Origin of the sequence: Devosia sp. (assembly GCF_017307565.1) — a bacterium.
In the GTDB taxonomy this organism is placed as follows: domain Bacteria; phylum Pseudomonadota; class Alphaproteobacteria; order Rhizobiales; family Devosiaceae; genus Devosia.
On sequence record NZ_JAFKHD010000429.1, the window covers coordinates 1 to 12,383 of the forward strand.

The 12,383-nt window shown below is 62.7% G+C and carries 13 protein-coding genes; 7 read left to right on the forward strand and 6 right to left on the reverse strand.

The window, feature by feature from the left end; all coding sequences use genetic code 11:
* The coding region (locus tag J0I64_RS18330; RefSeq protein ID WP_291410892.1) for a serine dehydratase beta chain at nt 1-186 on the reverse strand (186 nt) is incomplete at its 3' end.
* A gap of 144 nt (nt 187-330) precedes the next feature.
* On the opposite strand from J0I64_RS18330, the gene J0I64_RS18335 reads away from it, so the two are divergent.
* The 6 genes from J0I64_RS18335 (at nt 331) to J0I64_RS18360 (ending at nt 6,424) form a co-directional block, all read left to right on the forward strand.
* Nucleotides 331-930 (forward strand): alpha/beta hydrolase, encoded by a 600-nt coding sequence (locus J0I64_RS18335; RefSeq protein ID WP_291410894.1) that lies wholly within the window; start codon nt 331-333, stop codon nt 928-930.
* A gap of 109 nt (nt 931-1,039) precedes the next feature.
* Complete coding sequence (locus J0I64_RS18340) at nt 1,040-2,785, forward strand: diguanylate cyclase (RefSeq protein ID WP_291410896.1); 1,746 nt, start codon at nt 1,040-1,042, stop codon at nt 2,783-2,785.
* 80 nt (nt 2,786-2,865) lie between these two features.
* Nucleotides 2,866-3,894 (forward strand): DUF3298 domain-containing protein, encoded by a 1,029-nt coding sequence (locus J0I64_RS18345; RefSeq protein ID WP_291410898.1) that lies wholly within the window; start codon nt 2,866-2,868, stop codon nt 3,892-3,894.
* 140 nt (nt 3,895-4,034) lie between these two features.
* Nucleotides 4,035-4,415 (forward strand): RidA family protein, encoded by a 381-nt coding sequence (locus tag J0I64_RS18350; protein WP_291410915.1) that lies wholly within the window; start codon nt 4,035-4,037, stop codon nt 4,413-4,415.
* A 112-nt stretch (nt 4,416-4,527) separates the two neighbouring features.
* Nucleotides 4,528-5,469 (forward strand): PfkB family carbohydrate kinase, encoded by a 942-nt coding sequence (locus tag J0I64_RS18355; protein ID WP_291410900.1) that lies wholly within the window; start codon nt 4,528-4,530, stop codon nt 5,467-5,469.
* A 67-nt stretch (nt 5,470-5,536) separates the two neighbouring features.
* Nucleotides 5,537-6,424, forward strand: a complete 888-nt coding sequence (locus J0I64_RS18360) for a cytochrome c (protein ID WP_291410902.1) — start codon at nt 5,537-5,539, stop codon at nt 6,422-6,424.
* Here J0I64_RS18360 and J0I64_RS18365 read toward each other — a convergent pair.
* From J0I64_RS18365 to J0I64_RS18380, 4 genes are all read right to left on the reverse strand, one after another.
* Nucleotides 6,421-7,167, reverse strand: coding sequence for a hypothetical protein (locus J0I64_RS18365; RefSeq protein WP_291410904.1), 747 nt, complete (start codon nt 7,165-7,167; stop codon nt 6,421-6,423). The genes J0I64_RS18360 and J0I64_RS18365 overlap by 4 nt on opposite strands.
* A 141-nt stretch (nt 7,168-7,308) precedes the next feature.
* Nucleotides 7,309-8,160, reverse strand: a complete 852-nt coding sequence (locus tag J0I64_RS18370) for a fumarylacetoacetate hydrolase family protein (RefSeq protein ID WP_291410906.1) — start codon at nt 8,158-8,160, stop codon at nt 7,309-7,311.
* Nucleotides 8,161-8,249: 89 nt separating this feature from the next.
* Complete coding sequence (locus J0I64_RS18375) at nt 8,250-8,684, reverse strand: RbsD/FucU domain-containing protein (protein ID WP_291410908.1); 435 nt, start codon at nt 8,682-8,684, stop codon at nt 8,250-8,252.
* Between the two features lie 22 nt (nt 8,685-8,706).
* The gene (locus J0I64_RS18380; RefSeq protein ID WP_291410910.1) at nt 8,707-9,393 is read right to left on the reverse strand and encodes a GntR family transcriptional regulator; all 687 of its coding nucleotides are present in this window, start codon (nt 9,391-9,393) and stop codon (nt 8,707-8,709) included.
* A 184-nt stretch (nt 9,394-9,577) separates the two neighbouring features.
* Between J0I64_RS18380 and J0I64_RS18385 the strand changes: the two genes are divergently transcribed.
* A complete protein-coding gene (locus J0I64_RS18385; RefSeq protein WP_291410917.1) occupies nt 9,578-11,116 on the forward strand; it encodes a UxaA family hydrolase in 1,539 nt (512 codons plus the stop codon).
* Between the two features lie 71 nt (nt 11,117-11,187).
* On the opposite strand, the gene J0I64_RS18390 is transcribed toward J0I64_RS18385, so the two are convergent.
* Nucleotides 11,188-12,342, reverse strand: coding sequence for a DUF459 domain-containing protein (locus tag J0I64_RS18390; RefSeq protein WP_291410913.1), 1,155 nt, complete (start codon nt 12,340-12,342; stop codon nt 11,188-11,190).
* Nucleotides 12,343-12,383 lie beyond the last annotated feature (41 nt).

Genomic DNA, 12,383 nt, shown 5'->3' on the forward strand with positions numbered 1-12,383 from the left:
GCCGGTATAAGCGAGAGAGCCGTGAAGGCTTGCAGTGATCGCCGATGGCACGGCCTGGCGCGCGCGGGGCCAGGTATCGTCGCGCAGTTCATCGAGGAAGCGGCCGGCGGCAGTCATCGGACCCATGGTGTGGGAGCTCGATGGCCCGATACCGATCTTGAAGACGTCGAAGACGGACAGGCACATGACCCATCATAGCCGGGGTGGCCGGGCAGTCAAAGGGGCTCAAGCAGCATTGTTCCAGATCCGGCAACAGAGCGTGGCGGGGATGAACGTTTGCCTTTCGGCCGCGGGTGCCGATATCGCTGGGATCAAGCGCAGGAGCACATTATGGCCTCATATCATTTCCGCGCTGCCGAGGGCGGCAGCAAAAATGCTCCGCTGATCTTCCTGTTTCACGGGACGGGCGGAGACGAGAACCAGTTCTTTGACCTTGCCGCCGAACTGGTGCCCGGCGCTGGCCGGATCGCGCCACGCGGCGATGTCAGCGAGCATGGCGCGCTGCGCTATTTCCGTCGCACCGGGGAAGGCGTCTATGACATGGACGACCTGGCCCAGCGCACGGCGGCCATGGCGGCATTCGTGCGCGAGGAAGTTGACCGGCGTCAGCCAACGAAGGTTTTGGGGCTCGGTTACTCAAACGGGGCCAATATCCTAGCTTCAGTGCAGTTTGCTGCGCCCGAGCTTTTCGATGCGACGGTGCTGATGCATCCGCTCATTCCCTTCACGCCGCCCAAGGCCGATTTCAGCGGCAAGCGCGTGCTCGTCACCGCGGGGCAGTATGACCCGATCGCGCCGGCGGGCTCCAGCCAGGCGCTGACGGACTATTTCAAGGCCAATGGCGCTACGGCTGATGTCGTCTGGCACAATGGCGGGCACGAAATCCGCCGTGAAGAATTGATCGCCGCCCAGAGTTTCCTTGCGGGATAGGCACTTATTTCCTGAGGCGGCTTCGCCTAGTATTAACGAAGCCTAGAGGCCCGTGCCGCGATATTGGCAGCACTGGGCCTCGCCCCTCTTTTGCCTCGAGTCGCCAGACATGTCGCTTATTCGTCTCTTCACCGACAGTCTGCGCGCCCGTGTGCTGCTGCTGGTGCTGCTGGGCTTTGCCATTGTCTCCGTGCCGGCCTTTTTCGCTTTCCAGTGGGTGGTCAATTCGACCGTCGTGCAACTGGGCACGCTCTTTGCCGAAAAGCAGGTGCTTTACGACCGGCATCGCGGGCTCGGCACACTGGTGCGCGAAGTCTCGCTCGCAGAGGCGCTGGCTGGCAGCCAGGCGGTTCGCGACTGGGCGCTCAACGAGGATAATCCCGAGCGCCGGGCGCGGGGCATTGCCGAACTCGAGCACTATCGGCGCTACTTTGCCGACGGCTCCTATTTCTTCGTCGTTGCGGCTTCGGGGAACTACTATTTCAACGACAGCGCCAATGCCTATGCGGGCAACCAGTTTCGTTATCGGCTGGACGAGAACAGCCCGGACGATGCCTGGTATTATGCGACGCTGGCGCTGGGTGAAGGGTGCCACCTCAACGTCAACAATGACGCCAATCTCCGGGTCACCAAGGTCTGGATGAACTGCGTCATCCGCGAGGGCCGGCAGGTGCTGGGCATGCTCGGGACGGGCATCGACCTCAGTTCCTTCATCCAGGAAGTGGTGAATGTGCCGCAGCGCGGCGTCACCTCGATGTTCGTCGACCGGCAGGGCATGATCCAGGCGCATCGCGACGAGACGCTGGTGAACCTGGCCAATCTCGCCGATGGGCTCAACAGCAAGCGTTCGGTCTATTCGCTGGTTTCGGGGACAGGCGATGCGGCGACCTTGCGGCGGCTTTTTGAAGACGTGACCGGCGGGGAAATGCTCGCCGACTCTGCTTTCGTCACCGTCGATGGCAAGCAGACGCTGGTCGGGATCGGTTATCTCGACAAGCTCGGCTGGTACAATGTCACCTTCATGGACATCGACACCATCATCGACCGGCGGCTCTTCGTGCCCATCGGGCTGTTGCTTGGCGCCATGATGCTGGGCGTCGCCGTGGTGCTGGTGCTGATGTTCAAGAACCAGGTGCTCGACCGCCTGACGCGGCTTGAAACCGTGGTGCGCCGGGCGCGCGTGGGCGATTATGGGCCGGCCCTGACCATGGGGGCCGGGCGGCAGGACGAGATCGGGCGCCTTTCTTCGGCGCTGACGCAGATGGCGGCGCGGGTCGATGATCATACGCGGCTGCTTGAAACCAAGGTGCGCGAGCGCACGCAGGAGCTCGAAAGCCTGGCCTTCCGCGATGGGCAATCGGGCATTCTCAATCGCCGGGGCTTTGCCGAGGCGCATGCCGATGTAGCGCAGAGCGGCGCGCCCTATGGCATCCTGCTCGTCGATGTCGACCATTTCAAACAGATCAACGACACGCATGGTCACGCCGCGGGGGACGCGGTGATCGTGAGCGTGGCGCGACGTATCCAGGACACGATGGGCGCCGAGGGCACCTGCGCGCGCTGGGGTGGCGACGAATTTATCGTGTTGTTACCCGATTGCGGGCCCAAGGCGCTGCGCGCCAAGGCCCATGACATCATGCGGGCAGCGATCGAAGCGCCGATCGAGACGGTGCCGGGGCGCTCGATCGTGGTGTCGCTGAGCATCGGGGCGTGTCTGGCCGAACGCGGCGACCGGCTTGAAGTGGCAACGGACATGGCAGACGCGGCGCTTTATACCGCCAAACAGGCCGGTCGCGGCCGAGTTGTGGTCTTCGAAAAGGACATGCGGCCCGATCCGCATCGGCACGTCGCCTGATCCGCATAACCCGCAGGCCTTGACGATGCCCCATTGCTTGGGACCAATCGGGCTACGTTGATTTTCCGGAGAGATGAGAAATGTTTCGCCTCGCCCTGCTCGCCGTCCTGGCGTGCCTGACCTCTATGAGCCTGCCCGCTGCTGCGGCCAGTTTTGATTGCGCCAAGGCTGCGACGCCTTTTGAGCATGCCATCTGTGACAGTCCTGAGCTTTCGCGGGCGGATGAGCGTCTTGCAAAGTCCTTTGCGACGGCTATTGGCGGGCTTTCGGACACGGCGCTCGCAGAGGTACGTGGCGATCAGCGCGCGTGGCTCGATTTTGCGCAGAAGGCCTGTTCGCCCGACGCCAAGCCGATGACACGCGGCAACTATGGCGAAGAAGGCGTTCGCTGCCTCTCCAACGCGTTCCGGACGCGCAGCAATGCGCTCGAAACAAGCCGCATGATCAACGGCATGCGTTTTTATCCCCGGGCCCGGTTCGCGGCGACACCTGATCCCGATGCCGAGGCCGATTCGTACTGGGCCGTGGCGCAGCACGAGGTGAGCTATGTGCAGCTCGACTCGACGGAATCCTATGCCAAGGCGTTCAACGCCTATGTGGAAGCGGAGGCGCTGAAGCTGTCCGGTGTCTTCGGACCTAAGGGGACCGTGATCAACCTGGATGGGTCGAGCGATACCAGCAATTCGATCAGCGTCTCTGAGGCGAATATCGGGCAGATCGACCTTAATGTCGGTACCTATTGGTACGGTCACGGCGCGGCCCATGGCAATTGGTCCAAGACCTATCTGCACTATCTGCTCAACGAGAAGCGGGCGCTGGAGGCAAAGGATATCTTTACCGGCAAGCGCTGGCAGGCCGCGCTGCTTGACCTGACCCTTGCGGCACTCGAGGACCAGCACGGCGATGCGCTGATGCTCGGCGATACCAAGTACATCGCCAATTCGATCATTGATCCGGAGCACTGGGACCTGTCGGACCCCTATTCACTGATCCTGCAGTTCCAGCCCTATGAAGTGGCGGCCTATGCCTATGGCGCGCCGACCGCGCGCATCAGCTGGGAAAAGCTCAAGTCCTATATCTCCGAAGATTCGGACTATTTCCGTTACTAGGACGAGGTAGCGCAGGTGGCGGAGGCGCTTACGCCTTCGCCCATCGGCAAGTGTTTGCAATTGACAGCGCCCGGGGTGTCGCCATGCTGGAGGCATGGATGGCCGAGGGAAAGCAGGCGATGAACGATCTCATCTACCATATGGTGTCCGATGGTCCGCGGCCGGTGGCGCCCTTCAGTCATGCGGTGGAGGCCGGTGGCTTCGTCTTCGTGACCGGGCAGATGCCCACCGACCCGGCGGCGCCCGATGCGCCCTTGCCCGAAGGCGTCGAGGCGCAGACGCGGCGTGTGGTCGAGAACCTTAAAGTGGTGCTGGCAGGCGTCGGGCTCGATCTTGGCGATGTTACGATGGCGCGCATCTATCTCACCCATTTCGAGCGGGACTACGCGGCGCTCAACGCGCTCTGGCCCAGCTTTTTCGAGCCGGGGAAACTGCCGGCGCGGACGACGGTCGGGGTGACGGGGCTGGCCGTGGGGGCGCTGGTCGAGATTGATCTCGTGGCGCGACGCAGCAATTCCTGAGGAAAAGACCGGCGAGCGGGCGTGCGTTTCCGTCAGGAAACGCGGCCTCGTGGGCTGGCGGGCAGGCCGCCGAAAATGCTAAAGGCAGGCCGGAACACTGAGGGAGAAGAGCATGTTCGTGGTCGGTGGAGAGAGCCTGGTCGATCTGGTGCCGGTTTCGGCGGCGCCCGGAGCGGAACGGCTGGCTTTGCCGGGCGGCTCGCCCTTCAACTGCGCCATTGCGCTGGCCAAGCTCGGTAATGATACGGGCTTTCTGTGCCCGATCAGCCAGGACGAATATGGCGACCTGCTGCTGCAGCCGCTGGCCGAGGCCGGCGTCACGGTGCTGCTGAAGGATCGCGTGCCGGAGCCGACGACCAAGGCCGTCATCACCTTCAACGCCAAGATGCAGGCGAGCTACGTTTTCGAGCGTGGCGCCGACCGCGCCTTTACCCGCGACGGGCTGTTGGCGGCGCTGCCGCATGCGCTCGAACTCTACCAGATCGGCGGCTTTGTGCCGATGCTGGAAGAGGATGCGGAAAAGTGGCTGCCGGTGGTCAAGGCCGCTATCGGTCGCGGAGCCACGATCTCCTTCGATATCAATGTGCGCAAGGTGGACGACGAGGACGGGTATCGCCGCCGGCTCGAGACGTTCCTCGACCTTGCCCATATCATCAAGCTTTCCGAAGAAGACCACGAGTGGCTGGAGCCGGGCGTCACCATCGAGGAGCATGCGAAATTGCTGCTCGACCGGCCCAATTGCGAGCTCGTGGTTGTCACCCTCGGCGAGCATGGCTCGCGCGCTTTTTCCAATATCGCCAGTGCCCAGGCGGGCATTTATGCGCCGCCGGTCTTTGGCGACACGGTGGGCGCGGGCGACAGCCTGATGGCCGGTATTCTCACCTGGCTCAACGAGACCGGCGCGCTGAAGCTGGGCAAGCTGGGTGTGCTCGACGCTGTGGCGCTGGAAACGACGCTCCGCTTCGGTGCCGTGGTCGCGGGCCTCAACTGCGCGGAAAAGGGCTGCAAGCCGCCGACCCGGGCACAGGTGGATGCCGTCCTCGCAAGCAGTTGACCGCTGATACCATTGCGGTTTTTGACTCACTCTGGTGTGATCGCCCGGCTTTGAGCGGGGAATGGTCATGAAGAAGCGCTGGTTGGTTTTGGGCGTGGTTGCGGTGGCCGCTATCGGGGCTGCAGGCTATTTTCTCAAACCTGTTGAGGGGCCGGCGCGGGATCTGACGCTGGTCGGCGATGCGACGCGGGGCGATTATGTGATGCGGCTCGCCGGCTGCGTTGCCTGTCACACCAATGCGGTGGCCGGCGGCGCCGAGCTTGCAGGCGGCGTCGGGCTTGAAACTGCCTTCGGCACTTTCGTCCCGCCCAATATCACCTCGGATCGCAATGCCGGCATCGGGGCCTGGACCGTGCAGCAGTTTTCCGATGCGATCAGCAATGGCGTCGGGCCGCAGGGGCACCTTTACCCTGCCTTTCCCTATGAGAATTACACGCTGATGAGCGACCAGGATGTGGTCGACCTCTACGCGGCGCTGATGGCGACGCCGCCGATTGCGGCGCCGGCGGCCGAAAGCGATATCCCCTTCCCGTTCAATGTCCGGCTGCTGATGGCGGGCTGGAAGAACCTGTTCTTCACCCCGCAGCGGTTTGAGCCGGAGGCGGGCAAGGACGCTGTCTATAATCGCGGCAAGTATCTCGCCATGGGCCCGGCGCATTGCGTGGCCTGCCACACGCCGCGCAATGCCCTTGGGGCGCTCGAATGGGATCAGGCTTTTGCCGGTTCGCCCGGTGGCACGGGCGGCCGCGCCCCGGCACTGACGCGCGAGGCGCTGGTGGCCGAGGGCTATGACATCACGAGCCTGGCGCAGACGCTCAAGGACGGGTTTACCCCGGGCTTTGACGTGCTGGGTGGGCCGATGGGCGAGGTGATCAAGGACTCGACCTCGTTCTGGACGGAAGAGGATCGGACGGCCATCGCGAGCTATCTGCTGCTGGCCGGCCAGGAGGACTAGGTGGCGCCGAGCCGGGCAAAGAACTGCTCGCGGTGCCAGGCGAGGGCTTCGCGGTCGGGCCAGGCTGACACCGCTCTATGGAGAGCGAGCAGACCCGTGTGGTTAACCGTGTCGGCGATATTGGGGCTCGTGGCGTAGGTATCGACGATGATCTCGAAGCGTGGGCCGACGGTCCAGGCGAAGCGCTCGAAGAGGACGCCGGGCTCGGGGTCGAGATAGAGAAAATTGCTGATGTGCAGCTTGCCGCCATGCTTGAGTGGGCGGATGACGCAGGCGACGCCATTATTGGTGGTGACATCGGAAAAGCTGCAGCGCCGGTGCTGCTGGCGCGCCAGCTGAGTGGTGAACTGATAGATCGCAACGACGAAATCGTCGCCCGCCGGGGCGTCGTCGATCTCGCTTTGGCCGAGGGCGCGCGCGATGATCTGGTCGAAGAGCTGTTCGCTGAGATCGGCGATGCTTTCGTCGCCGGGCGGCGCTTCGATGAACATCAGGGGTTCGGGGAAGAGGCGCAGGTCGCCCACCCTGGCGAGGGTGCTTCCGGTGTCATCGCGGCCGACGGCGTTGAGAACGCCGAGGGCAACATAGCCCTCTGCATTGGTACTGTTGCTGGCGGCGACGATGACCTGCTCGCCCAATCTCGCCTGCAAATCGAGGGCGTCGCTCGCCCCACAGGGGAACAGCTCGGCGCCGCCGTCGAGCAAGGGACTATCAAGACTGGTGAAGAGGATAAGTTTCGACAAGGAACACTCCCCACAGTGACCCCATCTTTAAGCAGTAACGCGCACCGTACAACTACGCAGTTTGTGTGCAATTGATTGCTCGAAATAGGAAGCCCCGGCAAATTGCCGGGGCTTCCTATAGCGTGCCGCTGATGCGGGTGATCAGGCGGTGTAAGCCTTGACGTTCTGCTTCTGCTCGCCGAGGCCTTCGATGCCCAGGTGCATGACATTGCCGGGCTTGAGCCAGACGGGTTCGGGCTTGATGCCCATGCCGACGCCCGGCGGGGTGCCGGTGGTGATGATGTCGCCCGGCTGCAGGCTCATGAACTGGCTCACATAGGAGACGACCTTGGCGACGCCAAAGATCATCGTCTTGGTGGAGCCGTTTTGGTAGCGGTGGCCGTCGACTTCGAGCCACATGGAAAGGTCCTGCGGATCGGCGACTTCGTCTTTGGTGACCATCCAGGGGCCGATGGGGCCAAAGGTGTCGGCGCCCTTGCCCTTGTCCCAGGTGCCGCCGCGTTCGGTCTGGAAGTGGCGCTCGGAGACGTCGTTGCAGACGCAATAGCCGGCGACGTGATCGAAGGCGTCTGCCTCTTCGACGTAGCGGGCTTCCTTGCCGATGACGATGGCGAGTTCGACTTCCCAATCCGGCTTGATGGCGTTCTTGGGAATGATCACGTCGTCATTGGGACCGATGATGGCGCTGGTGGCCTTCATGAAGATGATCGGCTCGGCCGGGATCGGCGCGCCGGTTTCGGCGGCGTGGTCGGCATAGTTGAGGCCGATGCAGATGAATTTGCCGACGTTCGCCACGCAGGGACCGATGCGCTCGGAGGCGTCGAGCTTGGGCAGGAGATCGATGTCCGTCGCTGCAATCTTTGCGAGGCCTTCGGGGAGAAGGGTTGCCCCGCCAATGTCCGATACAACGCCGCTGAGGTCGCGAATGGAACCGTCCTTGGCGATGATGGCAGGCTTTTCCGACCCTTTGGGGCCAACGCGAAGCAGTTTCATGGGGCAAAGCTCCTCTTTCTTTCAGTCCCGGTGATAGAGGCTAACATTTTAGTATGTCGAGTGCGACTTTCGCTTGTGGCGTTCGCTGCTCACGATTTGGGTCGGATGATGCCCTTTTTGAGCACGATATTGCCATAGAGCCGGGTTTCGCCTGACTGAACAACCGCCGCGGCCTTTTTGGCGCGGTCGTAAAAGGCGAAGCGTTCGACGGTCGAAAAGTGCATTGCCGGTTCGTGGCGTGTGATGATCGCCTGGAAATCATCGTAGATCGGCTGGCGGGCATGGGGATCGCCGACCACGGCCATGCCGATGGCGGCCTGATCGACAAAGTCGTCGAGCGGCATGACGGTCAGGATCGCTTCGAGCAGGTCAGTGGCCGAAATGCCATCGGCGCGGTGGACCTGGGGGCCAAGGAATTCGGCAGGGAAATTGGCGTCGGCAATGACGATCTCGTCGCCGTGACCCATGGCGCGCAGGGTGGCGAGAAGTTCCGGGCCGAGCAGCGGCGGGATGTTTTTCAGCATTTTGGTCTCCGGGGTGGTGGCGTCAGCCGAACGGGAAATAATCGGCGTCGAGGACGGTTTCGGCGCCGTCGGCAAAGATGCCGGGGTTTTCCTGGGCGAAAGCAAAAAGTTCGACCATGACGGCGTCGATATGGGCGCGGATGGCCGAAATGGCCTGGGCCGTATCGCCGGCGACGATGCCGTCGAGAATCGCTTGGTGTTCGGCGATGGTGAGGGCAAGGCGCCGCGGGGTGATGATCATGCGGCGGGCGCGGTCGAGATTGGCGCGGGCCTTGTCGATGATCGCCTTGACCCTGGTCATCCGCATGGAGCGGAAGATGATGTCGTGGAAGGCGACGTCGATCTGGTGGAAGTTTTCCGCATCGTCGCGGGCCGCCGCCTCGCGCTGTTCCGCCATATTGGCGTGGAGCGCCTCGATGACATCGGCTTCGTGCTTGCCGATCAGAACGCGCAGGGCCTCGCTTTCAAGACCCTTGCGGATGAGCATGTATTCGCGGACATCGGCGATTTTTACCAGTGAGACGGTTGAGCCGCGCTGTGGCGCGATGTCGACGAGGCCTTCTTCGGCAAGGCGGGCAAAGGCCTCGCTCACCGGGAAGCGCGATACTTCGAACTGGGCGCAGATGGCTGACTTGTCGAGGACCGCGCCTGGGGGCAGCGCCAGCGTGACAATCGCCTGACGCAGGGCCTGGGTCACCTCGGCGGTCACATTACCGCGCGCCAGTGTCGGGGGCCGTGTCAAAAAAGAGTAGGAACTTGTATGGTTGTTCATGCTAACATGTTAGTTAGTGTGCAGCTGTCCCGCAATGGCCCCAATCTGACCGCGATGCGGAACGGCGTAAAGCACGAGTTGAGACCTTCATACCCCGCGGAACCCTCCGATGTCCGAGACCATGACCCGCCCGCAAGGCAAGACCCTGACGCTGAACAGCGCCGACAATATCGCGGTGGCGCTGGCCAATCTCGATGTGGGCACCGAAACATCGCAGGGCGTTTCCATCGTTCGCCGCGTGCCGCGCGGGCACAAATTTTCGACGCGCCCCATTTCCGCAGGCGAGGCGATCGTGAAGTTCGGGCAGATCATCGGCTTTGCCAAGGAAGGCATTCCGGCCGGCGATTGGGTGCATGAGCACAATTGCGGCATGGGCGGGCCGGATGGCACGCTGGAGCATGATTATGCCTTTGCGCAGGGTGTGGTGCCGGTTGAATTTCTGACCGGGGCACAACAGGCGACGTTCCAGGGTTATCGTCGCTCGAACGGCAAGGTCGGGACGCGCAACTATATCGGTATTCTGACGTCGGTGAACTGCTCGGCGACGGTCGCCAAGTTCATGGCGCAGGCAATCAATAATTCGGGCGTGCTCGACGATTATCCCGAGATCGACGGCATCATTCCGTTCGTTCACGGCACGGGCTGCGCCATGGACAATCAGGGTGAGGGCTATCAGATCCTGAAGCGCACGCAGTGGGGCTATACGGCCAATCCCAATCTCGGGGCGGCGCTGCTAGTGGGCCTTGGCTGCGAAGTGTTCCAGATCGAACGCATGAAGCAGTCCTATGGCATGACCGAGACGGATACGTTCCGCACCATGACCATTCAGGAGATCGGCGGCACCGCCAAGATGATCGAATGGGGTGTCGAGAAGATCAAGGAAATGCTGCCGATCGCCGCCAAGGCGCGGCGCGAGACCATTCCGGCGTCGGAGCTGACGCTGGCGCTGCAATGCGGCGGGTCCGATGGTTATTCGGGGATCACGGCCAATCCGGCGCTCGGCGTTGCCGCCGATATTCTGGTGCGCAATGGCGGCACGGCTATCTTGTCGGAAACGCCGGAGATCTATGGTGCCGAGCACCTTCTCACCCGCCGCGCGGTCAATCGCGAGGTCGGCGAAAAGCTCATTCAGCGCATCAAGTGGTGGGAGGATTATACCCATCGCAATGGCGGCGAGATGAACAACAATCCCTCGCCGGGCAACAAGGCGGGCGGGCTGACCACGATTCTTGAAAAGTCGTTGGGTGCGGCGGCCAAGGGCGGCACCTCGCCGCTGACGGCGGTTTATGAATATGCCGAGCCGGTCAACGAAAAGGGCTTTGTGTTCATGGACACACCCGGCTTCGATCCGGTTTCGGCGACGGGGCAGGTGGCTGGTGGCGCCAATATTCTGGCATTCACGACGGGCCGCGGCTCGGCCTATGGCTGCAAGCCGGTGCCGTCGATCAAGCTTGCGACCAATTCCGAGCTCTATGGCCGCATGACCGACGACATGGACGTCAATTGCGGGGATATCGTCGAGGGCGTTTCCATCGAGGACAAGGGACAGGAGATTTTCGATCTCATGCTGCGCGTGGCTTCGGGCGAACAGACGAAGTCGGAAAAGCTCGGCTATGGCGACAATGAGTTCGTTCCCTGGCAGGTCGGGGCGGTGATGTAGGCACCGAACGGGCAGTTTACCGCGATGTCATTCCCGCTTTGGCGGGAGTGACGCTGAGGCCGCAGACGGGCTTACTGCTCGCCTTCGTTCGCCGGATCGGCGCTCGGGTCAATGCCCACGCCGAAAGCGTCGGCGCGACCGATGGGGGCGGCCATCAATTGTTCCAGCGAGAAGCCGGTATCGGCTGAGGACTGCGGGGTGGCAACCAGCAGGTCGACGGCGCGTTGCGGGGCGCGGCTGATCGGGACGACGGCACCGGCAACTTCAAGAAGGCGCGTCTGGCCCTGCCCCTGATAGGGCGGTCGGAGCATGGCTGCGGCGTCAGTGCCGAGGAGTGGATCGGCCACGGCAACGGTGATGCCGCCGCCGCGATAGAAGGTGCGGATCGACTGGCTGATATAGAAGGCCAGCTTGTCGGCGCCGGCGGTGGAGAAGTGAATGCCATCATCCTTGCGCATGCGGGCATTCTGGCCGTTCACGTCGGGGCCCTGGGATGAATATTTGCCGTCTTCGCCGAGGAAGCGATCGTAGATATCGAGATATTCGGCGCCGCCGGAAAACGCCGCCATCTTGTAGAGGGCGCTGATCTGGCTCATCGCGGTTGAATATTCGGTGCGCGACATGGGCGGCAGGCCGACCCAGATCACCGGTTTTCGCGCAGTGCGCAATTGGCCGAGGAAGTCATTGAGGCGGGTCTGGTAGGCCGCAGTCCATTGCGGGGTCAGCGAATTGTAGGACGAGCCACTGACCTTGATTTCCTGGCGATCGTTGACGCCGATGATAACCACGGCGAGGTCAAAACTGTCGGCGGCGATCTGCTCGCGGATGGTCTTGTTCCAGTCGAAATAATCGTCGCGCACGAAGCCCGATGAGCCGACGCCCTGATTGATAACCAGGAGATTTGGGTCTTCGGCGTAAAAGCGCTCAAGCGCCTTGGCGAGGTCGACCGCCATGGAATCGCCGAAGACGGCGAGGCGGGTGGCGTTTTCGGCCTTTTCCACCTGCGGCTTGGGCGGGGGCAGGGCAGCGGGGGCGGCCTGGCGCGGCTGGGTCTGCTGCACCGGAGGCGGGGCCTGCTTGGGTTCGTCGCCAAAAAGCACGTCGAAAAGAGTGCGGCGCTTTTGCTGCTGGGCCACCTCAATGCGGGTTTCTGCCTGCGCGAAGGCCGGCGCCACCTCGACGGTGGCGAAAAGGGCAATCAGCAGAAAGACAAAAACACGCTTCATGGCTCGCTCCGAAATCTTGTTCCCGTCTACCAGACAGAGGT

Excerpts from the sequence above, each read along its gene's own strand:
- J0I64_RS18375 (WP_291410908.1), bottom strand. The coding sequence starts at position 8,684 with ATGCTGAAAAACATCCCGCCGCTGCTCGGCCCGGAACTTCTCGCCACC.
- J0I64_RS18360 (WP_291410902.1), top strand. The coding sequence starts at position 5,537 with ATGAAGAAGCGCTGGTTGGTTTTGGGCGTGGTTGCGGTGGCCGCTATC.
- J0I64_RS18390 (WP_291410913.1), bottom strand. The coding sequence starts at position 12,342 with ATGAAGCGTGTTTTTGTCTTTCTGCTGATTGCCCTTTTCGCCACCGTC.
- J0I64_RS18355 (WP_291410900.1), top strand. The coding sequence starts at position 4,528 with ATGTTCGTGGTCGGTGGAGAGAGCCTGGTCGATCTGGTGCCGGTTTCG.
- J0I64_RS18340 (WP_291410896.1), top strand. The coding sequence starts at position 1,040 with ATGTCGCTTATTCGTCTCTTCACCGACAGTCTGCGCGCCCGTGTGCTG.
- J0I64_RS18345 (WP_291410898.1), top strand. The coding sequence starts at position 2,866 with ATGTTTCGCCTCGCCCTGCTCGCCGTCCTGGCGTGCCTGACCTCTATG.
- J0I64_RS18335 (WP_291410894.1), top strand. The coding sequence starts at position 331 with ATGGCCTCATATCATTTCCGCGCTGCCGAGGGCGGCAGCAAAAATGCT.
- J0I64_RS18385 (WP_291410917.1), top strand. The coding sequence starts at position 9,578 with ATGACCCGCCCGCAAGGCAAGACCCTGACGCTGAACAGCGCCGACAAT.
- J0I64_RS18370 (WP_291410906.1), bottom strand. The coding sequence starts at position 8,160 with ATGAAACTGCTTCGCGTTGGCCCCAAAGGGTCGGAAAAGCCTGCCATC.
- J0I64_RS18350 (WP_291410915.1), top strand. The coding sequence starts at position 4,035 with ATGGTGTCCGATGGTCCGCGGCCGGTGGCGCCCTTCAGTCATGCGGTG.